The 20,900-nt window shown below is 42.4% G+C and carries 22 protein-coding genes; 17 read left to right on the plus strand and 5 right to left on the minus strand.

Features of this window, described 5'->3' with window-relative positions; translation table 11 throughout:
- Positions 1 to 13: 13 nt before the first annotated feature.
- The 4 genes from murC to greA all read left to right on the plus strand — a co-directional run bounded on the left by murC (position 14) and on the right by greA (position 5,032).
- Positions 14 to 1,345 (plus strand): UDP-N-acetylmuramate--L-alanine ligase, encoded by a 1,332-nt coding sequence (murC, locus tag STRCR_RS04760; RefSeq protein WP_004227591.1) that lies wholly within the window; start codon positions 14 to 16, stop codon positions 1,343 to 1,345.
- 620 nt (positions 1,346 to 1,965) lie between these two features.
- The gene (locus STRCR_RS04765; RefSeq protein WP_004228962.1) at positions 1,966 to 2,451 is read left to right on the plus strand and encodes a GNAT family N-acetyltransferase; all 486 of its coding nucleotides are present in this window, start codon (positions 1,966 to 1,968) and stop codon (positions 2,449 to 2,451) included.
- 104 nt (positions 2,452 to 2,555) lie between these two features.
- A complete protein-coding gene (mltG, locus tag STRCR_RS04770; RefSeq protein WP_004225976.1) occupies positions 2,556 to 4,454 on the plus strand; it encodes an endolytic transglycosylase MltG in 1,899 nt (632 codons plus the stop codon).
- A gap of 95 nt (positions 4,455 to 4,549) precedes the next feature.
- Positions 4,550 to 5,032 carry a transcription elongation factor GreA gene (gene greA / locus STRCR_RS04775; protein WP_004225189.1) on the plus strand — a complete coding sequence of 161 codons (483 nt, stop codon included), beginning with the start codon at positions 4,550 to 4,552 and terminating at the stop codon, positions 5,030 to 5,032.
- Positions 5,033 to 5,557: 525 nt separating this feature from the next.
- Here the strand turns inward: greA and yidC are convergent.
- Together yidC and STRCR_RS04785 are read right to left on the minus strand one after the other, a co-directional pair.
- Positions 5,558 to 6,484 carry a membrane protein insertase YidC gene (yidC, locus tag STRCR_RS04780; protein ID WP_004225704.1) on the minus strand — a complete coding sequence of 309 codons (927 nt, stop codon included), beginning with the start codon at positions 6,482 to 6,484 and terminating at the stop codon, positions 5,558 to 5,560.
- 836 nt (positions 6,485 to 7,320) lie between these two features.
- Entirely contained in the window at positions 7,321 to 7,599 is a 279-nt protein-coding gene (locus tag STRCR_RS04785; RefSeq protein ID WP_004227809.1) for an acylphosphatase, read from the minus strand.
- Between the two features lie 57 nt (positions 7,600 to 7,656).
- Between STRCR_RS04785 and STRCR_RS04790 the strand changes: the two genes are divergently transcribed.
- From STRCR_RS04790 to STRCR_RS04800, 3 genes are read left to right on the plus strand one after another with little or no spacing between them, the layout of a single operon-like run.
- Positions 7,657 to 8,397 carry a TrmH family RNA methyltransferase gene (locus tag STRCR_RS04790; protein WP_004226689.1) on the plus strand — a complete coding sequence of 247 codons (741 nt, stop codon included), beginning with the start codon at positions 7,657 to 7,659 and terminating at the stop codon, positions 8,395 to 8,397.
- Between the two features lie 36 nt (positions 8,398 to 8,433).
- The gene (locus STRCR_RS04795) at positions 8,434 to 8,937 is read left to right on the plus strand and encodes an HD domain-containing protein (RefSeq protein WP_004228071.1); all 504 of its coding nucleotides are present in this window, start codon (positions 8,434 to 8,436) and stop codon (positions 8,935 to 8,937) included.
- Between the two features lie 46 nt (positions 8,938 to 8,983).
- On the plus strand, positions 8,984 to 9,688 hold the full coding sequence (locus STRCR_RS04800; protein WP_004226617.1) for a Bax inhibitor-1/YccA family protein: 705 nt from the start codon (positions 8,984 to 8,986) through the stop codon (positions 9,686 to 9,688).
- 397 nt (positions 9,689 to 10,085) lie between these two features.
- On the opposite strand, the gene STRCR_RS04805 is transcribed toward STRCR_RS04800, so the two are convergent.
- Both STRCR_RS04805 and STRCR_RS11665 read right to left on the minus strand, forming a co-directional pair.
- Complete coding sequence (locus STRCR_RS04805) at positions 10,086 to 10,742, minus strand: DUF6287 domain-containing protein (protein ID WP_004229678.1); 657 nt, start codon at positions 10,740 to 10,742, stop codon at positions 10,086 to 10,088.
- Positions 10,743 to 10,884: 142 nt separating this feature from the next.
- Positions 10,885 to 11,061 carry a DUF3042 family protein gene (locus tag STRCR_RS11665; protein WP_002962393.1) on the minus strand — a complete coding sequence of 59 codons (177 nt, stop codon included), beginning with the start codon at positions 11,059 to 11,061 and terminating at the stop codon, positions 10,885 to 10,887.
- A 69-nt stretch (positions 11,062 to 11,130) separates the two neighbouring features.
- Here STRCR_RS11665 and miaA point away from each other — a divergent pair, with 69 nt between their 5' ends.
- The 9 genes from miaA to STRCR_RS04850 all read left to right on the plus strand — a co-directional run bounded on the left by miaA (position 11,131) and on the right by STRCR_RS04850 (position 18,815).
- Positions 11,131 to 12,018: a tRNA (adenosine(37)-N6)-dimethylallyltransferase MiaA gene (gene miaA / locus STRCR_RS04810; RefSeq protein ID WP_004227426.1), complete on the plus strand. Its 888-nt coding sequence runs from the start codon at positions 11,131 to 11,133 to the stop codon at positions 12,016 to 12,018.
- A gap of 121 nt (positions 12,019 to 12,139) precedes the next feature.
- Positions 12,140 to 14,272 carry a Tex family protein gene (locus STRCR_RS04815; protein WP_004228245.1) on the plus strand — a complete coding sequence of 711 codons (2,133 nt, stop codon included), beginning with the start codon at positions 12,140 to 12,142 and terminating at the stop codon, positions 14,270 to 14,272.
- Complete coding sequence (locus STRCR_RS04820) at positions 14,259 to 14,696, plus strand: SprT family protein (protein WP_004228244.1); 438 nt, start codon at positions 14,259 to 14,261, stop codon at positions 14,694 to 14,696. Before STRCR_RS04815 ends, STRCR_RS04820 begins: the two co-directional genes overlap by 14 nt.
- A gap of 151 nt (positions 14,697 to 14,847) precedes the next feature.
- On the plus strand, positions 14,848 to 15,114 hold the full coding sequence (locus STRCR_RS04825; protein WP_004229038.1) for a PspC domain-containing protein: 267 nt from the start codon (positions 14,848 to 14,850) through the stop codon (positions 15,112 to 15,114).
- Between the two features lie 100 nt (positions 15,115 to 15,214).
- The gene (gene hprK / locus STRCR_RS04830) at positions 15,215 to 16,144 is read left to right on the plus strand and encodes an HPr(Ser) kinase/phosphatase (protein ID WP_004225296.1); all 930 of its coding nucleotides are present in this window, start codon (positions 15,215 to 15,217) and stop codon (positions 16,142 to 16,144) included.
- Positions 16,144 to 16,962 (plus strand): prolipoprotein diacylglyceryl transferase, encoded by an 819-nt coding sequence (lgt, locus tag STRCR_RS04835; RefSeq protein ID WP_004228645.1) that lies wholly within the window; start codon positions 16,144 to 16,146, stop codon positions 16,960 to 16,962. Before hprK ends, lgt begins: the two co-directional genes overlap by 1 nt.
- Entirely contained in the window at positions 16,956 to 17,357 is a 402-nt protein-coding gene (locus STRCR_RS04840) for a DUF948 domain-containing protein (RefSeq protein WP_004228628.1), read from the plus strand. Before lgt ends, STRCR_RS04840 begins: the two co-directional genes overlap by 7 nt.
- Positions 17,357 to 17,785, plus strand: coding sequence for a YtxH domain-containing protein (locus STRCR_RS04845; RefSeq protein WP_004230104.1), 429 nt, complete (start codon positions 17,357 to 17,359; stop codon positions 17,783 to 17,785). The genes STRCR_RS04840 and STRCR_RS04845 overlap by 1 nt, the downstream gene beginning before the upstream one ends.
- A 205-nt stretch (positions 17,786 to 17,990) precedes the next feature.
- A complete protein-coding gene (locus STRCR_RS04850) occupies positions 17,991 to 18,815 on the plus strand; it encodes a DUF6612 family protein (protein ID WP_004225813.1) in 825 nt (274 codons plus the stop codon).
- 638 nt (positions 18,816 to 19,453) lie between these two features.
- Here the strand turns inward: STRCR_RS04850 and STRCR_RS04860 are convergent.
- Positions 19,454 to 19,762 (minus strand): DUF3270 family protein, encoded by a 309-nt coding sequence (locus STRCR_RS04860; RefSeq protein ID WP_004227158.1) that lies wholly within the window; start codon positions 19,760 to 19,762, stop codon positions 19,454 to 19,456.
- Between the two features lie 202 nt (positions 19,763 to 19,964).
- On the opposite strand from STRCR_RS04860, the gene STRCR_RS04865 reads away from it, so the two are divergent.
- Positions 19,965 to 20,894 (plus strand): peptidase U32 family protein, encoded by a 930-nt coding sequence (locus STRCR_RS04865; protein WP_004226732.1) that lies wholly within the window; start codon positions 19,965 to 19,967, stop codon positions 20,892 to 20,894.
- Positions 20,895 to 20,900: the final 6 nt, after the last annotated feature.

Here is a 20,900-nt window from a genome sequence, read left to right on the forward strand (position 1 = left end):
AGAAAAGAAGACTATGTCAAAAACCTATCATTTTATTGGAATTAAAGGCTCTGGGATGAGCGCTCTAGCTTTGATGTTGCATCAAATGGGCTACAAGGTTCAGGGTTCTGATGTTGAGAAATATTATTTTACCCAACGGGGGCTGGAGCAAGCTGGCATCAAGATTTTACCTTTTGATGAAAAAAATATCACAGCTGATGTTGAATTAATTGCGGGGAATGCTTTTCGGGAAGATAATAATGTTGAAGTGGCTTACGCGCTGCACCATGGCTTGGCTTTCAAACGTTATCATGAGTTTCTCGGTGATTTCATGAACCAATTTACCAGTCTCGGTGTTGCGGGTGCCCATGGTAAGACATCAACCACAGGTCTTTTAGCTCATGTCTTGCGCAATATTACTGACACCTCATTCTTGATTGGTGATGGAACTGGGCGTGGTTCAGAGAACAGCCAATACTTCGTTTTTGAGGCTGATGAATACGAACGTCATTTCATGCCTTATCATCCGGCCTATTCTATCATTACTAATGTGGATTTTGACCATCCTGATTACTTCACTTCTATTAATGATGTCTTCTCGGCCTTTGATGATTATGCCAAGCAGGTTCAAAAGGGTCTCTTTGTTTATGGCGAAGATCCTTACTTGCGAAAAATTACTTCTAATGCCCCCATTTACTACTATGGTTTTGAGGACAATGATGATTTTATAGCTTGTGATATTGTCCGTACAACCCATGGTTCTGATTTTAAGGTTCAGCATGAGGGCCAAGTTTTGGGGAGCTTCCATGTGCCAGCCTTTGGCCGTCACAATATCTTAAACGCTACAGCGGTTATTGCAAATCTCTATGTTGCTGGTTTTAATATGGAGTTGGTGGCCGAACATCTTAAGACTTTCGCTGGTGTTAAGCGTCGCTTCACGGAAAAAATTATCAATGATACTATCATCATAGATGATTTTGCTCACCACCCAACTGAAATCATTGCTACCTTGGATGCAGCTCGGCAGAAGTATCCATCAAAGGAAATTGTAGCTATCTTCCAGCCTCACACCTTCACGCGGACTATTGCTCTTTTAGATGAATTTGCAGTAGCTTTAAATGAGGCTGACAGCGTTTATTTGGCAAAGATTTATGGTTCTGCACGTGAGCATGACAACGGTCAGGTTAAGGTTGAAGATTTAGCTGCTAAAATTAAGAAGCCAGCAAAAGTTGTGACGGTTGAGAATGTCTCTCCTCTTTTAGACCATGACAATGCTGTCTATGTCTTCATGGGAGCGGGCGATATTCAGCTCTATGAACGCTCCTTTGAAGAGTTGGTGGCTAACCTAGCTAGCAGTACCCAATAAAAGTATTAGTATTAATAGCCAAACGAGTCTGGGACAAAAGTCCAGACTCGTTAGCATTATCCTAGATTTACCAGATTAGCGTAGTGATTGGGAGAGTAAGAGAGTGGGACAGAACGATTTTTTATATAAATTGACTTCGTTGTCCCACCTCCGCACAGTTGATTAGGATGGCTGCTAACACTTGCGGAGTAGTTAAACAGTCCAGTGGACTGTTTAAGGGGGCGCCTGAAAATGGGACTGCACCCCAAGATAAGGACCTCCAATCAACCACTGTGTCAAACCGTTATTACTGCAAAATAGAAGGCTAGAATACTTTTTTCCCAGCCTCTTACCCCTGCACAGTTCATTAGGTGCTTTTATCACCTACGTTGATTTTCCTAAATTCCTTTGTATTGCTTAGCGGCTTTGTATCTTGATTAAACTGTGCTGAGGTGGAATTAAAATGCTCCCATGGACTTTGTTTGGCAGTCTGGAGATAGACTGTCAAAGCCTGCCACCTAAAAATAGGAAAGTGGCAGAGTCCTGAGCCTTAAAATGGGAGAGCGAGGAAAATCAAAATTGTCATTTTATTTCGATTTTGATTTTTATCCCACTCTCTTTTCGTTTATAGGAGATTTTTTATGATTATTAGACAGGTTAGAATGGACGATTTTGGGGAAATTCTTGATATTGAGGAAGCTAATTTTTCTGAAGAAGAAGCGGCAAGTCCCCAAGCTCTGCAAGAGCGGATTGCTATTATTCCGGATACTTTCTTAGTCGCTGAGCTTTCTGGGCGTGTGGTGGCTTATTTAGTTGGGCCGGCCAGAGCGGAGCGTTATCTGACCGATGATCTCTTTGAACGCGTTGCCCCTAATCCTGTCACTGGTGGTTTTATCCAGATTCAGTCTCTCTCGGTGGCACCTAAGTACCAAGGACAAGGATTGGGGACAGCTCTTCTAGCGGCTCTTAAAGACTTAGCTCTGGCTCAGGAACGGCAGGGAATTAGCCTAACCTGTCATGCTGAATTGATTTCTTACTATGAGATGAATGGCTTTCAGGATGAAGGCCTATCAGATTCCCAGCATGGTGGCCAAACTTGGTACAATCTGGTTTGGGAAAATCGTTAAAGTTCTTTTTCCTCTATAAGGGTTTGGTGATAAAACTTATAAAATTTGCATTTACCATTAATTTAAGATATAATGGCGACTGATAACTATGAGGAGGATGAGCTTTGACCGATTTTAAGGACGATAAGTCAAAATCTGCAGCCGGTGGCAAGAGCTTTAAGGAACAGATTTTGAACGAATTAGAAGAAGCCAATCGCTTAAAAGGAATCCAAGATGACGGGATCGTTAAATCGATTGTTGAAAGTCTCAATGCTGACGGCAATCGTGAAATTGATCCCGATTTTAATTGGCAGGAAGCTGCTGCTCAACTGAAAAAGCAGGAGGAGCAGGCAGCTAAGTCAGCTGAAGAAGAGCAAAAACGTGCTTTGGCTGAGGCTCAAGCTATTAAAAAAATTCGAGAGAAGGAGCATCTCAGGGAGCTCAATCCTCTGGGTGAAGACTTGACCGAAGAAGAGCCACTGGAAGAGAGCAGTGCTTATGCCAGCTCTGCTTCAACGTCAGCTTCGGAAGCTGCTGAGATCGCTGATGTAGATCTATCAGGATTTACAATCCCCATTCCCATCCAAGATATCCATTCGGCTAGTTCAACAGGACCCCTGTCTGAACAATCAAGTCGGTCGCAGGAGTCTGAGACGGAACCTCATATCTTCTCTGTTTCTGAGGAAGAAGCAGGTTTTGCTTCCGAGAGTGATTCGGAAGTAGAAGTCTCATCTAAACAGCCGTTATCTAAACAGACTTATGATAATGGAACAGTTGATGATAATGAGCTGGAAGAAGGTGAAGAAGATTGGGAGGAAGAGGAGCTCTCTTCTCGCCGCAAGGATAATAAGCGTAAGCAAAAGAAGAAAAAACGCTTGGCTCGCCGTATTAGTACTTGGATTATCAGTCTTATCTTGCTCGCTCTCTTGGCGGGCGGTGGATTTGGTTATTATTATGTCAATTCCAGCTTAGCTCCGCTAGATGCTCAGTCGACTAAGTATGTAACGGTTGAAATTCCTAAGGGAGCTGGCAGTAAGCAGATCGGCCAAATTCTTGAAAAAAAGCGCATCATTAAAGATGCCAATGTTTTCAATTATTATACCAAGTTTAAAAATTACAGTAATCTTAAGAGCGGTTACTATAATTTGAAAGCCAGCATGAGTATTGATGATATTATCAAGGAACTGCAGGCTGGAGGGACAACTGAGCCAACCGATCCTAGTGCTGGTAAGATTGTTATTCCAGAAGGGTATACTCTGGAGCAAATTGCTAAGGCTGTTGAGAATAACGCTAATACCAAAGTTAAAACGGATAAAACGCCGTACAGCTCTAAAAAGTTTCTCAATTTAATGAAGGATAAGGATTTCATCGAAAAGATGAAGGAAAAGTATCCTAAGCTCTTGGCAGACCTGCCGGAATCTGATAGAGTCAAGTATCAGTTAGAAGGCTACCTTTTTCCAGCCACCTATAATTACACTAAGGATGTCAATCTTGAAGACCTTGTGGACCAGATGCTAGGGACTATGGATTCTTATCTAAGTGAATACTATGATAAGATTGAAGAGTCCAAGTATAATGTTAATGAGACTTTAGCGTTGGCTTCTCTGGTGGAAAAGGAAGGGCAAACAGATGAAGACCGTCGCAATATTGCTAGTGTCTTCTATAATCGTTTGGATGCTGATATGCCTTTGCAATCTAATATTTCAGTGCTTTATGCCCTAGGTAAACTTGGTGATAAGACTTCCCTGAAGGAAGATGCCAATATTGATACCAATATTGATTCTCCTTTCAATGACTATAAGAATAAGGGAGTCATCCCCGGCCCTGTCGATAGTCCAAGCTTATCTGCGATTGAAGCAGTTGTTAATCCGGCAGATACAAAATATCTTTACTTTGTTGCTGATGTTGAGACTGGCAATGTCTATTATTCTGAGACCTATGAGGATCACCAAAAGAATGTTGATACCTATGTAAATAAGAAAGTTTCGGATAGTAGCGAACAAGATTCAGAGAATAAAAATTAAAATTGAGCCTCAAACAAGAGTCTGTGACGAACGTTTCCGGGCTCTGTTTCTGTGTCAAACCTCTGACCAAAATAAAAAATAGAAAAGAGAAAATCATGGCAGAAAAAACTTACCCAATGACTCAAGCAGAAAAGGAACAGCTTGAACAGGAATTAGAAGAACTCAAATTGGTCCGCCGTCCAGAAGTTATCGAACGGATTAAGATTGCCCGTTCTTATGGTGACCTATCTGAAAACTCCGAGTACGATGCAGCCAAAGATGAGCAAGCCTTCGTCGAAGGTCAAATTCAAATCATTGAAACTAAGATTCGCTACGCTGAAATCATTGACAGCGATGCCGTGGCTTCTGACGAAGTTGCTATCGGAAAAACAGTTGTGGTTCAAGAAGTTGGCACCAAGGATCAGGATACCTATTCTATCGTTGGAGCTGCGGGTGCTGATGTTTTCGCTGGTAAAATCTCCAATGAAAGCCCTATTGCTCAAGCTTTGATTGGTAAAAAAGTTGGCGACAAGACTACAATTGAATCGCCAGCAGGTAGCTACGATGTTGAAATTGTCAGTGTTGAAAAAACTCAATAACTAGTTGAAGAGTTTGGTACAAAATTCCAAACTCTTTTAATTATGTGACTTTTAGTCCGTCTCGCGTCCTTTGGCGCGAGACAAATAAGCCACCCGCTAAACGGAGAGTTTTGATTATGTAGCATTAAATAGTTGATGCTTAAGTAGATGACACTTACCTCTTTGAAGCGCAAAATTGTACATCCTTGGCTCTAGTGTGTTGTATTTTTAAAGTTCTGGTTTATTCTTGAAATCTCAACAGGTCCAGTACATATTTTGAGACAATCATCTGTGCAGCAAGGAATACTTTGGTAGTCCCGATGGACTGTCAAAGGTTTGAGCCTAGAAGATGACCAGCGAAAATTCCACCCAGCAGTGGTTCATTGGTGCTAAGGTGCCTAATTAACTGTTCAGGGCGTAGCCATCATGGCTGTTTTTTTATTTCACACCTCAGAGTGGGGGCCGTGGCGCGTGGAGCAGCTCTTTTTGCGGATAAATAAAAAGGATCTGTCCTAGTTATGATGGGACGGATCCTTGCATTTTAAGCTAGTTTTTTTTGCGGTTTTGTTTACCGGCATTACGGTTTTTCTTTTTAGTAGTAATAGCTTGATTCGTTTGATTTTGTGGCGTGACATCTTTTCGAGCCGCTTTAGCTGTTTTAGGTGCCTTAGGTGGGTTCTTCTTGAATTCTTCTTCAACTTGTTTGGCAAGTTTCGGTTTGATCAGGAAGTTGGTAATCAGCTGTTGAATAATAGAGAAGATACCTCCTACGAACCAGTAGAGGACGACAGCTGAGGGCTGTGCCAGTCCGAAGAAGACCATCATGATAGGAGTCATATACATAGTCATACCGGCTTGCTTGCGCTGCTCCTCTGGCATCTGCTTGACAGCTAACCAAGACTGAATCAAATAGAGACCAGCGATGATAATCATCAAAGGAATATCACGGTGACCCAAATTGAACCAAAGAAAATCAGACTTGAGAACTCCTGGGGTATAGCGAGCTGCGAAGTACATAGCCGAGAAGAAGGGGAGCTGAATCAAAAGTGGCAGGCACCCCATGCCCCCTAGCATGCTGACGCCGTTTTCCCTTTGAGCCTGCATGAGCTCAGTCTGGGCAGCCATTTTTTCTTCTTGGGTTGCCGCTTCTTTCATTTTCTTATTGATGGGTTCAAAGATTGGAGCCAAGTAGTCACGTTTAGCAGCTTGATAGGCAGCACTGCGTGATTGATGGAGCCCAAGTGGGAGAATTAGCAAGCGCACTAGGACGGTGACAAGGATGATTCCCAGTCCAAAACCTAATCCGAGATTATGGGCAAAAAAGGTGATAAGGTGTCCCATAGGTTCGCCCAATAGATGCCAGACTGTTCCAGTCGGTTTGCCGTTTTTACCAAGGCGGACACAACCAGACAAGATAAAGAGCATGGATAGGGCAATACCTGAGAGAAGTATACGTTTTGAAGTTTTATTCACAATAAGTTCCTTTAAATTTAGTAATACTGTTCTATTTTACTTTTTTTTAGACAAATACTCAATAGTTCCCAAGTAGGAATTTAGCGGATTTTTAAAATCCCACCTCGGATATCCGTAATGACACTATTGACTTAGAAATTTCTTATAAAAAAATCTTACAGTCGGATAAGAATTTTAGTGTTTTGTGGGACTGGTTAATTGAACATGGACCAAAAGCCTAGCGGAAAAGATGAAGGTCTTAAAAAATCAGGATTTTCTGTCGTATTTTTATTTCATACGGCTTTTTAAACGTCCCAAGTAGCTTTTCTTAGAACTTGTATTCACATTTTTTTGACAGTTAGCCTTATGTGGTAGGGACGCAAGCGATCTCCTAACGGAGTTCCATTGCTCATTTTCAAGCCTAGGGTCTTGAAAATCCCCTCGACGATTGACCCTATTTAAGTCAATCGTCTTTTTACCACGGCGGCAACTGTCTGTTTTGAGAGCGGGACAGAAGGCGATTTTTTATATAAATTGACTTCGTTGTCCCACCTCCGCATAGTTGATTAGGATGGCCGCTAACACTTGCGGAGTAGTTAAACAGTCCAGTGGACTGTTTAAGGGGGCGCCTGAAAATGGGACTGCACCCCAAGATCAGGACCTCTAATCAGCAGTGGTTCATTGGTGCTAAAGCACTTAATGAACTGTGCAGGGGAAAGACTTCTTGGCAGTGCCAACAAGTCTTTCTCCCAACCCCTGCGTCAAACTGTTATTACTGTAAAAATAGAAGGCTGGAATACTTTTTCCCAGACTTTTTCCAGCTAACGTTAAGAATTTAAACTTGTGAATACAGTTTCTTAATTTGCCATGCGGAAATCTGTGAAGTCTTCGAAGTTAGCCATGGTAACATCCACATAGGTGACCTTGGCCCAAGGGGATGGACCCTTGCGTATTTCTTGAATAAACTTAGCCATCTTAGCTGGATCAGCTGATTGGGCTAAGATTTCGACAGTGCCATCATCCTTGTTCCGAACCTGTCCATAGATATCGCCGATTTCTTTGGCAAGATTGAAGGTTGAATAGCGAAAGCCGACCCCCTGCACACGACCAGAGACAATCATTTTTATCTTTTTCATGAAAAATTCCTCCTTTGGACTGAGCTTTGATTTTTCCAGATGTGCTATAATAATTATATGATTATTATAACCTCAAAAGCCAATAATCTCATCAAAAAGACAAAAAAATTGTTGCAAAAAAAACATCGAAAGCATTCTTATCTGATTGAGGGCTGGCATCTCTTTGAGGAAGCCTGTACGAATGGTGCAGTTTTTGAACATATTTTTGTCCTTGAGGAAATGGCTGACAGAGTGAATCATCAAGAGAAAGTTGTTCTGGTGACGCCGGAGGTGCTTAAGGAATTGTCTGAGAGTCCTACTCCCCAAGGGATTGTTGCGGAAGTTCGGTTAGATCAACCAGCCTTGCCTGAGACTTGGCAGGGGCCTTACCTAATTTTGGAAGATATCCAAGATCCAGGAAATCTTGGAACTATGATTCGGACGGCTGATGCCGCTGGCTATCAGGCTGTCTTTATCTCAGATAAGTCGGCTGATATCTATAATGCTAAGACGCTTCGCTCTATGCAGGGCAGTCACTTCCATCTGCCTATTTACCGCGGTCCAGTCATGGACTTTGTGGTAGCTTTAAAAAATGCAGGAATTTGTCTACTGGCAACGACTTTATCAGAGCAATCTATTGACTACCGCGAGTTAGTTAAGCCAGCTAGGTTTGCCTTGGTTATGGGAAATGAAGGTCAAGGGATTTCTCAGGAAATGGCTCAGGCAGCCGATCAGTTGGTTCACATTAGTATGCCAGGACAGGCGGAGAGCCTCAATGTGGCAGTTGCTGCTGGTATTATGATGTTTCAACTTATTTAGGAAGTTCCTGCTAGTTACTAGCAAAAGGAGAACAGTATGAAAGCCTATCAAAAAGATAAAGAATTTATGAAAATCGTAGGACCTTTGATTGAAAATCCTAGATTTCAACGCTTAGACGAGATTACTCATCACCATTATTCAACACGGATGAAACATTCCATCAATGTGGCCTATACAAGTTATAAGCTTGCCAAGAAATTTGGTTGGGATGCTAAGTCAACAGCTCGTGGCGGTCTCTTACATGATTTCTTTTACTATGACTGGCGAGATACCAAATTTAATAAGAGTCACGCTTGGGTCCATCCACGGATTGCGGTTAAGAATGCTAAAAAATTGATTAACCTCAATAAGAAAGAAAAGGATATTATCCTCAAGCACATGTGGGGAGCAACTATTGCCCCTCCTCGCTACAAGGAATCTTATATCGTTACCTTTGTTGATAAATACTGGGCGATCAAGGAAGGTTCTTATCCTATGCGCCAACGCTTTAAAAATCGCAAGATTTTCAAACGTAAACAATTGGGTTCTCACAACCACTAAATTTTGCTAAAATAGAAGCACTTAAATAATTTGGAGGATACTTTATATGAATATGAATAATATGGGGCCAAGTCCCGTTATTACACAAGCTGATGCTGGCTTGAGTCGTTTCTTTGCCAGGATTTATGGCTTAGTTGGAGCTGGTATTGGTTTATCAGCTGTCGTTGCAGCTCTTATGCTCTTTGTCTTTCCAGAAAATATGATTGCTATTATGACTGGTGGACGGCTGATTTATCTGGGAGCCCTTGGTCTTGAGCTGGCTTTGGTCTTTGTAGCTTCGAGTGCTGCTCGTCGCAACACACCCTGGGCTTTGCCGCTTTTCCTTATCTATTCTGCTTTGAATGGTTTTACCATGAGTTTTATCATTGCGGCTTATACAGGGGCAGAAGTTGTCGGTGCCTTTGTGAGTTCGGCTGTCGTCTTCTTCATTATGGCGGCCATTGGTGCAACCACAAAGAAAGATTTATCAGGCATGGCCAAAGCCTTAATTGCTGGTTTGATCGGCATTATTATCGCAGGAGTTGTCAATATTTTCTTGGGGTCAGGAATGATGTCCTTCTTGGTCAGTGTGGCCTCCGTTGTGATTTTCTCTGGCCTGATTGCTTATGAAAATCAGCTGATTAAGCGCGTCTATGGTCAAACACATGGTCAGGTTCACGATGGCTGGGCAATTTCTATGGCTCTCAGTCTCTACTTAGACTTCATCAACCTTTTCTTGAGTATTTTGAATCTCTTTGGCCGTCGCAATTAGTCAGCTATAAAGGGGGTAGAAGCAGTTGGTTTAAGATAGCCAGCTGCTTTTTTTGCAGTTAAGCCATTTAAGTCTTTGTGCTTTACATGGCATGGAAGAAATAAGCCTTATCATTATTTTAGGTAGAAGCGAGAGAATTTTTGTTCACCTCCGCACAGGTGATTAGGCTGGCCGCTATCCTTTACATGGTAATTAAACAGTCCGGGACGCCTAAGTCGCTAATCAACCACTGCGTCAATCTGGTAAATCTAGAACATTGCTAACGAGTCTGGACTTTTTATACGTAATCTTCAAAGATTACAATATTTTGTGGGTGAGAGCGAAGCCATCATGGCTGTTTGTCCCAGACTTATCCCAAGTCTTGAAATTAGGAAGCGAGTCTGGTCCTGTGGACCTTTTATTGAACTAGGCTGCTGTAATCATCAGATGATTTATAGAGGACTTGATTTTTAAATTGGTCCGTTCCACTTGAATCTAAAATGTCGCTGTAGGCTGTAACAAGGCGGTCCTTGCTAGTATCGGATGGATCAGCTTGGCTATTTTGGAAGTGGCGGTCAGGAATGGGTTGACCAGCTCCATACATGAGAATACTAAAGCTGGTACCGTCATCATAGGTAACCGTCATTAAAGCCTCTCCTTTACCATCTCGGCTAACAGAGATACTGCCAGTTGTCCCTAGAACACTGATGCGTCCTTGAGGAGAGATGACAACCACTCGCCCGCTGCTATCTGCCCAGGTACCAGAAATGCTGGTATAGTCGCCTTTAGTTAGAGCATCAAGATTAAAGGAGGAGCTAGCAGATGGTGTTTCTGCCTCCTTATTGTCTGAGTTGTTCTCTGCTTGGTTGCTTGAGGAAGATGACTTAGCTTTTTGTTTGGTCGAAGCTTTATGAGATGAGGATTTAGAAGATGATTTCTTTGATTTTGCTTGCGGTTTTAATGTTTGATGAGTCTTTGTCTGCCTAGTTTCCCTATTTGGCTTGTTGCAGGCAGCCATGCCAATACTTAGGCAGACTGCTAGAGTAAGCGATAGTAGTCGAAATGATTTTCTCATAACCTTTCCTCCCTTTTCTGTAGTTGCCTCTAATCATACTATTTTTTGAAAGAAATGTAAAACGTTTTCAAATTGGCTTTCATCTTGCTAGATGGAGGAGTGAGTCCATAAAAAAACGGCCTCAAGGCCGTTCCGTTTCTCACTAGCGAGCAATGCGTCTGCGAGCCGCTTTCTTACGATTTTCTTCGATGAAAGCGGCTTTCTTTTCCTCAGGTTCAATAATTGTCTTCTTGACAGCAAAGACAGCACCTGCGACAGTTGCAGCAGTTCCAACAACGCCAGTAGCAAGGCCACGAGCGAAAGCATGTTTTTTAGCCATGATCGTCTCTCCTTCTTTCTTATGTTATAATTATACTAGCTAAATTTTAGATTATTTTCAAGGAAAAAGATGAAAACAAAAGTAATAGTAGTGGCTGGTCCGACGGCGGTTGGCAAGACCGCCTTGGGCATTGGTTTGGCCCGAAAATTTAATGGTGAAATTATCAGCGGAGACAGCCAACAAGTCTATCGTAAACTGGATATCGGAACAGCTAAGGCAAGTTCGGCAGAGCAGGCTGCAATTCCTCACCATCTGATTGATGTGCGAGATGTTGATCAGACCTATTCTGTCTACGACTTTGTTCAGGAAGCTAAAACAGCCATTTCTGAAATTGCTGGTCGGGGGAAGGTACCTATTATCGTTGGAGGAACGGGGCTTTATTTACAGAGCCTGTTAGAAGGGTATCACCTTGGAGGAAAAGTTGATCAGGATGCTGTATTAGCCTATCGGAAAGAGTTAGAAGTACTGTCCGATGCTGACTTGACAGCTAAAGCTCAAGAATTGTCACAAAAGCCTGACCAGCCTAATCGCAGACGATTAATTCGAGCTTTGGAGTTAGAAAAGTTTGGTAAAGATTTGGTTAATCAGGGGGCTGAGTATGACTCTCTTTTAATCGGCCTTAATGATGAGAGAGTTAGGCTGTATGATAGGATTAATAAACGGGTTGATAATATGTTGGACCAAGGGCTGCTCGAAGAAGCTTACTGGCTCTACGAGCATTATCCAGAGGCACAGGCGACCAGGGCTATTGGGTACAAGGAGCTTTTTCCTTATTTTAGAGGGGAACAAGACTTGCAGACGGTAACCGATAAGCTCAAACAGAACACCCGTCGCTTTGCCAAACGTCAGCTGACTTGGTTTAGAAACCGCATGGCTGTCAATTTTTATGAGATTTCTGATCCTGATTTTAAACAGGCGGTTGAGCATGCAGTAGAGGAATTTTTAGAGAAGGGCTGAGCCAATTAGGGTTTAGTCCTTTTCTTAAGAAAAAATTAAAGGTCAAACGCTAACTAGCGCTAATGGCACCAAATCCCGCTTTATCAGCTTATTTTTAGCTTTATGGTATAATGATAGCGTTATGAAAAATTCTAATATTACTCTTATTGCTCAAAATTTGGATATTAAATCATCGCAAATCCAAGCGGTTTTAGATTTAACTGCCCAAGGAAATACCATTCCTTTTATTGCCCGCTATCGGAAGGAAAAAACAGGTAATTTGGATGAAGTTGCCATCAAGGCGATTATTGATCAGGACAAATCTCTGACAGCTCTAGCTGAGCGAAAAGAGACAGTTCTGGCCAAGATTGAGGCGCAAGGCAAGCTGACCTCTGAATTGAAAAAGGCTATCGAAGCTGCAGATAAATTAGCTGAGGTGGAAGAACTCTATCTCCCCTATAAGGAAAAACGTCGGACTAAGGCAACCATCGCCCGCGAAGCAGGTCTGGCTGATTTGACGCGGTTGATTTTGCAGAATGTCCCTGACTTGGAAGTTCGGGCTGAGAAATTTATTTCGGATAATTTTCCTACAGCCGATAAGGCTTTAGCGGGAGCGGTGGACATTTTAATAGAATCTCTGTCGGAGGATAATCGTCTGCGATCTTGGACCTATAATGAAATTTGGAACTACAGCCTGTTGGTTTCCAGTCTCAAGGATGCCAGTTTGGATAGCAAGCAGATTTTCCAAATTTACTATGATTTCTCAGAAAAAGTCAAAGACTTACAGGGATATCGGATCCTAGCTCTCAATCGTGGAGAGAAGTTGGGTGTGCTTAAGATTAGCTTCGAACACCACTTGGATAAGATTATCCGTTTTTATCAGGTCCGCTTTAAAGTTAGAAATGCCTACATTGATGAGGCTATTGCCAAGGCAGCCAGAACTAAGATTATCCCAGCCATGGAAAGGCGGATTCGCAGTGAACTGACCGAAACAGCGGAAGATGGCGCTATTTCACTCTTCTCCGATAATCTTCGCCACCTACTTTTAGTGTCACCGCTTAAGGGGAAGGTCGTTCTTGGTTTTGATCCAGCTTTTAGGACAGGAGCTAAGCTAGCGGTGGTAGATCAGACTGGTAAGCTCTTAACCACTCATGTTATCTATCCTGTAGCTCCGGCCAGTCAGGCTAAAATTGCTAAGAGCAAGGAGGAACTGGCTGAGCTGTTACAAGCTTATCAAGTGGAAATCATTGCTATTGGTAACGGGACAGCCAGTCGGGAAAGTGAAGCCTTTGTAGCAGAAGTGCTCAAGGATTTTCCAGAGGTTTCTTATGTCATTGTCAATGAAAGTGGGGCTTCGGTCTATTCAGCTTCTGAATTAGCGCGGCAAGAGTTTCCGGATTTGACAGTTGAAAAGCGTTCTGCCATATCTATTGCACGACGTCTGCAAGATCCTTTAGCTGAACTAGTTAAAATTGATCCTAAATCTATCGGTGTTGGTCAGTATCAGCATGATGTCAGTCAGAAAAAGCTGACAGAGAATTTGGACTTTGTTGTGGAGACAGTTGTTAATCAGGTTGGGGTCAATGTCAATACGGCCAGCTCTGCTCTTCTTTCCCATGTTGCTGGTCTCAACAGGACCATTTCTGATAATATCGTTAAATTCCGTGAGGAAATAGGACGCCTTACTTCAAGGGAACAAATTAAAAAGGTCCCGCGTCTAGGAGATAAGGCCTTTGAACAGGCGGCAGGTTTCTTACGAATTCCTAATGGTGACAATATTTTGGACAATACTGGCGTGCATCCTGAGTCCTATTCAGCTGTAGAAGAACTTTTCAATCGTCTGGAAATTAGAGAACTAGACCAGGCGGCTAAGGATAAATTGACGGCCCTTGACCTAGCTCAAATGGCCTCTGACCTGGATATTGGTCAGGAAACGCTCAGGGATATTATCGCTGACCTACTTAAGCCCGGCCGTGATTTGCGGGATGATTTTGAAGCTCCAGCCCTCAGGCAAGATCTCCTAGAACTCAAAGATTTGCAGGTCGGTCAAAAACTGGAAGGAACTGTCCGTAATGTAGTTGACTTTGGGGCCTTTGTTGACGTTGGTGTCCATGAGGATGGTTTGATTCATATCTCTGAAATGTCCAAGAACTTTGTCAAGCATCCCAGTCAGCTAGTCTCTGTTGGAGACATTGTGACCGTTTGGGTTTCTAAAATTGACCTAGAGCGCGAGAAGCTCAATTTATCTTTGGTGGCTCCACGTGAATCTAACTGATTACGTCAAGCGGGTCTCGCTTGAGGATTTCGGTCTGCCTTTTAAGCACCAAGCGTTTTGGAATAGGCGACTTCGGACGACAGGCGGACGTTTCTTTCCCAAGGATAGCCACTTGGACTTTAACCCTAAAATTTATGAGGCTGTGGAGCTGGCTATCTTTAGGAAAATTGTCCGTCATGAGCTCTGTCATTATCACTTATACTTTGCTGGTAAGGGCTATAAACATGGCGATAGGGAGTTTCGACAGCTGCTCAAAGAAGTGGAGGGGCTGCGATACGCTCCTAAGCTTCAGGAGCAAAATTTTCGTTATCTCTACCAGTGCCAAACTTGTGGTCAGACCTACCCTCGGCAGAGACGCGTGAACCTTAATAAGTTTCGTTGCGGTCGATGCCGAGGCAGGTTGGTCTTGCTTAAGCAGATTTAGTTCTCATTTTCTGTCTTTTTTCTGATAAATCAGCCTTAGGGCTGATTTTATTTTTAGCAAGGAGCAGTATAATAAACCTGTAAGCTGAGGGGGAGTCTGAAATAGAACAGGAATTTCAGTCAACCCAATCTTAGGAAGTGAGGAAGCCAAGATGACAGGTCTTTATAAAAAACGGCAGGGGCGGATTTTTGCTGGCGTGCTAGCCGGCTTGGCTGATAAGTTTGGCTGGGATGTCACCCTAGTCCGTGTACTCTACGCTATTTTTACCTACTTAATTGGTTTTGGGCTCTTTCTCTATGTCCTCCTAGCTGTCCTTCTTCCCTATAAGGAAGATGAAGAACGTGATCAATATGGCACTGGTCCTCGTCGTCGCAAGGATGCTGAAGTCGTTGATGATGATGACAAGTGGTTCTGGTGATTTTATGGCTTGCCTTGGCTTTAGTTAGAAGCTAGGGCATTTTTGTTTCCGTTTGCATTTATGTTATAATGGGGATATTAAATAGAAATGAGAAAAACTTATGGCAGTTACTGTTGATATGCTGGCTAAGAAGGTTAAGTTGGAGCCAGTCTATTCCAGACCTGAACTTTTAAAAAAGGAAATTACGACCTCCGATATTTCTCGTCCGGGACTGGAGTTGGCTGGCTACTTTGATTATTATTCTCCTGAGCGGGTTCAACTCATGGGAATGAAGGAATGGTCTTATATGATGACTATGACTCCCCATAATCGCTATTCGGTTCTCAAGGCCATGTTCAAATCTGAAACGCCGGCTCTCATTGTTGCGCGAGACTTGGAGATTCCTGAGGAAATGATTCGGGCAGCCAAGGAAGGCGATACCCCGATTTTTCAGGCCCATCAGGCAACCTCTAGTGTTTCTGGTGAGATTTCTTGGTACCTCAATTCTTGCTTGGCAGAGCGGACTAGTGTTCACGGTGTTTTGATTGATATCTATGGTATGGGTGTCCTGATTCAAGGTGACTCCGGTATCGGTAAGAGCGAAACTGGTCTAGAACTGGTTAAGCGAGGACATCGTCTGGTTGCGGATGATCGTGTTGATGTCTATGCCAAGGATGAAGAAACCCTCTGGGGAGAACCAGCTGAAATTTTACGTCACTTGCTAGAGATTCGTGGTGTCGGTATTATTGATGTTATGAGCCTCTACGGCGCCAGTGCTGTTCGGAATTCTTCCCAGGTTCAGCTTTCTATTTATTTGGAAAACTTTGAGCAAGGCAAGGAGTTTGATCGTCTGGGTAATGGTAATGAGGAAATCGAATTGCAGGGGGTTAAAATTCCTCGAGTTCGGATTCCCGTTAAAACCGGTCGAAATGTTTCTGTTGTTATCGAAGCGGCAGCCATGAATCATCGGGCTAAACAGATGGGCTTTGATGCGACTAAGACCTTTGAGGATCGTTTGACCAATCTAATTACAGAAAATGGTACTGATTGATGGCAGCTATTAATCCAGTAGTTTTTCAATTCGGTCCGATAGCGATTCGTTGGTATTCCATCTCTATCGTAACAGGTATGGTTTTAGCTGTCTGGTTAGCCATACGGGAGGCACCCCGCAAGGGAATGACCTCGGATGATATCCTTGATTTTATTCTAATTGCTTTTCCCATTGCCATTTTAGGAGCTCGCCTCTACTATGTCGCTTTTGAATGGAAGTATTATCAGAACCATCTGAATGAGCTGCTGGCAACTTGGAAGGGCGGTATCGCCATCTATGGTGCTCTTATAGCGGGTGCTCTGGTTATGCTGATTTTTTCTTGGAAACGGAAAATCAATGCCTATGATTTTTTGGATATTACTGCTCCGGGAGTCATGCTGGCTCAAAGTTTTGGCCGTTGGGGAAATTTTTTCAACCAAGAAGCCTATGGAAAGGCAGTTGCCCATCTGAATTATTTGCCCAAGTTCATTCAGCATCAGATGTATATTGATGGCAGCTACCGGGTACCAACCTTCTTGTATGAATCTCTCTGGAATCTGTTGGGTTTCACTCTGATTATGAGTGTGAGACATCGTCCAGGACTTTTAAAACGTGGGGAGGCTGCCTGGTTCTACCTAATCTGGTATGGCTGTGGCCGCTTTGTCATTGAGAGTATGCGGACGGATAGTCTGATGTTGGGAGGCTTGCGAGTATCTCAATGGCTGTCTCTGATTCTGGTGATTCTTGGACTGGTTATGACCTATTACGGTCGAACCAAGGGGCAGCAACCCGATTATCAACAAAATAAGAATGAAAATAGTAGGAGTAAAACATGGTAGGATATGCAATGTTAATTATCGCTTTGGCTTTTGTTGCCTTGGTCATCTATTTGGCTATCGTCCTGCGCAAGGTAGCTGGAGCGGTCGACGAAACGAAAAGGACACTGACAGTTCTGACAGCAGATGTGGATGTCACTCTGCACCAAACTAATGACTTGATTGCCAAGGCTAATGTTTTGGTGGATGATATTAATGGTAAGGTGGCTACGATTGATCCGCTCTTTGATGCGGTTGCTGATCTCTCACTCAGTGTTTCTGATCTCAATAGTCAAGCTCGTGTTTTAGGCAAAAAGGCAAGCAGTGCAGGTTCTAATGCTGCTAAAGCAGGAACAGTTGTGACAGCCCTGCGTTTTGCCAGCAAGCTATTTAAAGGTAAAAAGAAAGGGGAAGAATGATGGGAAAATTTTTAAAGACTCTAGTGTCTAGCGCAGCTGTCGGAGCAGCAGTTGGTTATTTCTTGACCACTAAGAAAGGGCAAGAGATAAAGGAGAAGGCGGTAGATTTTGCTAACGGCTATAAGGAAAATCCTGAGGCCTATAATCAGACCGTTAAGAAAAAGGCTAATCACTACAAGAATTTGGCCGTCAACACTTTCAATGATTATAAAGAAAAGTTTGAAACAGGTGAATTGACCAAGGAGGATGTGCTTGATGCAGCTAAGGAGAAGGCAACTCAGGCATCTGAATTTGCCAATGACCAAGTTGTAGCCTTTCGTGATAAGTTTACCAAGACCAAATCAGAGCCAGCATCAAACACACAGGCTGAAGTCGATGACATCGTAATTGACTATCCTGAGTCCGATGAAACTAGCCAAGAAGATTAGATTGAAGTCAGATGAGGCATGAGTTTTCGCCCATCTGGCTTTTTATTTTCTTAGATATTCGCAAATGTGGATAAATGAGAAAACTGTCAATATTTTGATTCTTTTTGATTTTGTTAAGAGTTTGTCATTATTAATGAAAAGGCTTACTGTTTATGTTAAACTGTATTTAATAGGGAGTTTACAAATTGAAAAGGAGGAAGGACTAATGAAAAAATTTATGAAAATGGCAGTTCTCATTTTTACAAGCCTTTTAGTTTTAGGAGGCTGCCACAGCAAGATAACGGATAAGTTACAAAACGCACAAGCTAAAATGACTGTCAGCCAGTTGATAAAAAAGGCTAAGGTAGCTAACAAGAAGGTTGAGACTGTTCACTTTGACATGGATTTGAGCACGACTTCTCTTGGTAAGAGAAAAACCCAGAAAATGAAGGCAGATCTTGACTATGGTGATCAGGCTGGTGATGTGAAGAGAGCCAATGGTTCTATTTCTACGAAGCAGGATGGCTCAGAAGATTATCAAGCCTTTAAAATGCCAGGAGGCGGTGATATCTATTCAAGAGCTAGTCAAGATGCTCCTTGGACTCTCAAAAGCGTCAATGGTTACAATGTTGATCCAGATTACTTTGATTTCCTTGATATTGTTTATTCCATGAAAGATGATCTCAAACTTAAGGATGACGGAGCTAACTATACTCTGGCTCTCAAAAGTCAAAATGTGGATTTGGTGTCTCTATTTGAAGATGAGTTAAACATGTATTTGACAGGTGATAGTCAGTCAAGTATGAAGAAAACATTTGAAGTCAGTTTTGATAAGGAGAATTTTCGTCTGAAGTCTTTTAAACTTAAAATGGTAAGTAAGGTGCGAGCTAACCGACTATCTATGGAGGTTGAGTCTAAGTATTCAAAATGGAATAAGATTAGCGATTCCAAGTTTAAAGCCCCTGATAATGTTAGTGATGCTACCTATGATAGTAATGATGATGCGGGCGATACAAGTGATGACAGTCAGGAATTTTCTGATCTAAACTAACTGTGAAATCAGTTTAAAATTACTGTTATTCAGTAGTCGTCTGGTTTTCTTTCTAAAAGTGTTCTTATCGTTATTTTTAAAGCAAAGGAGTGGGATAGATGAGGCTGGGAAAAAGTATTCCAGCCTTCTGTTTTTGCAGTAATAACAGTTTGACGCAGTGGTTAGGAGTAAGACTTGTTGACTATGCCAAGATTACCCCTGCACAGTTCATTAGGTTCTTTAGCACCAATGAACCACTGCTGATTGGAGGTTCGGATCTGGGACGCTGTCTCATTTTCAGGCGCCCTCTTAAACAGTCCGCTGGACTGTTTAACTACCACGCAATTGTTAGCAGCCATCCTAATCAACTGTGCGGAGGTGGGATGACGAAGTCGAAACTGACTTCTGTCCCGCTCCCTTGTTCTCACCTACAAAATGTTGTAATCTCTGAAGATTAGGGGATAAAAATAATTTTTCGTTTAGAATTATTGTCTTCAGCCCTATTTCTTGATCGGAAAAATCAAAAAACGAACAAAATTGGCAATCTAACTTTGTTCGTTTTTTTAATATTATTATTAGGACTTTTATACACTATCTTCACAGATGATAGCATCCTGCGAAGATGAGCGCAGTCACTCAAATCAGTTTGTCCCAAACTTTTATTTTTTCTTCATCGAAAGAACGAAGGTTGAGACTGTTGATGTAATTGCAATTCCCAATAAAATCGCTAAGCTGAAGGAAACGACTGTTCCCCAACCCATTGTGAGGAATAGGAAGCTTAGGAGGACAGATGAGATACAAAAGAGGGCGATGCGGGCAAAGAAAAGCAATTCCCGCAATTTAGCACTCTGCGTATCGACTTGGTAAAATTCTTGATATTTTTGTTGTGATTGATTAGCTTGATTGGTTTTATTTTGTGATTCTTGATTATCATAATAATCAAAATCATGTTGGCGTTGGGCTGCCATAGCATTCTCCTTTCCACTGGAGTAGTGGGGTAAACTTTGTTACTTAGGTAGTATTCTATCATAAATTATTAAAATTGTCATGAAGATTTAGCGAGGGGCGCTCGATTAGGCTTGCTTTGATGCGAAAATGCCGTGCGAAGATGTTTCAGACCTTTTAAATCGTTTCAGATTTTCTATGAAAATTTGATATAATAGTAAAGCTATGGATAAAATTATTATTACTGCAACCGCGGAGAGTCTAGAACAGGTTGAGGCTCTGCTAAAGATTGGTATTGATCGCATTTATGTTGGGGATAAGGCCTTTGGGCTTCGTCTGCCTAAGACCTTTTCAGACAAGGATTTAAAAAAGATTGCCCAGTTGGTGCATGAGGCTGGTAAGGAATTGACTGTTGCCGTTAATGCTCTCATGCATCAGGGAATGATGGATGCTCTGCCTGAGTACTTGGATTTCTTGGAGGAAATCGGAGCTGATTATATCACGGTCGGAGATGCTGGGGTTATCTATATCTGTCAGCGAGACAATCGCCCTTTTAAACTGATTTATGATGCGTCGACCATGGTGACTTCCAGTCGTCAAGTCAATTTCTGGGGCAAGACAGCAGGCGTTTCAGAAGCTGTTTTAGCTAGAGAAATCCCGTCAGCTGAACTCTTTAAAATGTCAGAGAACCTAGAAATTCCAGCAGAGATCTTGGTTTATGGAGCGAGTGTTATCCATCATTCCAAGCGTCCTCTCCTGCAAAATTATTATAACTTCACCCATATTGATGATGAGAAGACCCGGCAGAGAGATCTCTTTTTGGCTGAGCCTAGCGATAAGGATTCCCATTATTCCATCTATGAAGATAATCATGGGACCCATATCTTCGCCAACAATGACCTTGACTTGATGACTAAGCTGTCTGATTTGGTCGAGCATGGCTACCATCATTGGAAACTGGATGGTATCTATTGTCCAGGTGAAAATTTTACTAGCATTGCTGAGTGCTTTACTAGGGCCCGTGACTTGTTAGAAGCTGGTCAGTGGTCGACTGATCAAGCCTTCCTCTTTGATGAAAAAATTCGTAAACTCCATCCTGCCAATCGGAATTTAGATACTGGTTTTTATGAATTTGATCCAGACTTAGTTAAGTAGGAGGTT

It is taken from the genome of Streptococcus criceti HS-6, assembly GCF_000187975.2.
GTDB lineage: Bacteria > Bacillota > Bacilli > Lactobacillales > Streptococcaceae > Streptococcus > Streptococcus criceti.

Excerpts from the sequence above, each read along its gene's own strand:
- STRCR_RS04795 (WP_004228071.1), top strand. The coding sequence starts at position 8,434 with ATGAAAGCCTATCAAAAAGATAAAGAATTTATGAAAATCGTAGGACCT.
- STRCR_RS04845 (WP_004230104.1), top strand. The coding sequence starts at position 17,357 with ATGGGAAAATTTTTAAAGACTCTAGTGTCTAGCGCAGCTGTCGGAGCA.
- STRCR_RS04865 (WP_004226732.1), top strand. The coding sequence starts at position 19,965 with ATGGATAAAATTATTATTACTGCAACCGCGGAGAGTCTAGAACAGGTT.
- miaA (WP_004227426.1), top strand. The coding sequence starts at position 11,131 with ATGAAAACAAAAGTAATAGTAGTGGCTGGTCCGACGGCGGTTGGCAAG.
- STRCR_RS04785 (WP_004227809.1), bottom strand. The coding sequence starts at position 7,599 with ATGAAAAAGATAAAAATGATTGTCTCTGGTCGTGTGCAGGGGGTCGGC.
- STRCR_RS04850 (WP_004225813.1), top strand. The coding sequence starts at position 17,991 with ATGAAAAAATTTATGAAAATGGCAGTTCTCATTTTTACAAGCCTTTTA.
- STRCR_RS04800 (WP_004226617.1), top strand. The coding sequence starts at position 8,984 with ATGAATATGAATAATATGGGGCCAAGTCCCGTTATTACACAAGCTGAT.
- STRCR_RS04860 (WP_004227158.1), bottom strand. The coding sequence starts at position 19,762 with ATGGCAGCCCAACGCCAACATGATTTTGATTATTATGATAATCAAGAA.
- STRCR_RS04815 (WP_004228245.1), top strand. The coding sequence starts at position 12,140 with ATGAAAAATTCTAATATTACTCTTATTGCTCAAAATTTGGATATTAAA.
- STRCR_RS04790 (WP_004226689.1), top strand. The coding sequence starts at position 7,657 with ATGATTATTATAACCTCAAAAGCCAATAATCTCATCAAAAAGACAAAA.
- hprK (WP_004225296.1), top strand. The coding sequence starts at position 15,215 with ATGGCAGTTACTGTTGATATGCTGGCTAAGAAGGTTAAGTTGGAGCCA.
- STRCR_RS04840 (WP_004228628.1), top strand. The coding sequence starts at position 16,956 with ATGGTAGGATATGCAATGTTAATTATCGCTTTGGCTTTTGTTGCCTTG.
- murC (WP_004227591.1), top strand. The coding sequence starts at position 14 with ATGTCAAAAACCTATCATTTTATTGGAATTAAAGGCTCTGGGATGAGC.
- STRCR_RS04825 (WP_004229038.1), top strand. The coding sequence starts at position 14,848 with ATGACAGGTCTTTATAAAAAACGGCAGGGGCGGATTTTTGCTGGCGTG.
- STRCR_RS04765 (WP_004228962.1), top strand. The coding sequence starts at position 1,966 with ATGATTATTAGACAGGTTAGAATGGACGATTTTGGGGAAATTCTTGAT.
- STRCR_RS04805 (WP_004229678.1), bottom strand. The coding sequence starts at position 10,742 with ATGAGAAAATCATTTCGACTACTATCGCTTACTCTAGCAGTCTGCCTA.
- STRCR_RS11665 (WP_002962393.1), bottom strand. The coding sequence starts at position 11,061 with ATGGCTAAAAAACATGCTTTCGCTCGTGGCCTTGCTACTGGCGTTGTT.
- lgt (WP_004228645.1), top strand. The coding sequence starts at position 16,144 with ATGGCAGCTATTAATCCAGTAGTTTTTCAATTCGGTCCGATAGCGATT.
- greA (WP_004225189.1), top strand. The coding sequence starts at position 4,550 with ATGGCAGAAAAAACTTACCCAATGACTCAAGCAGAAAAGGAACAGCTT.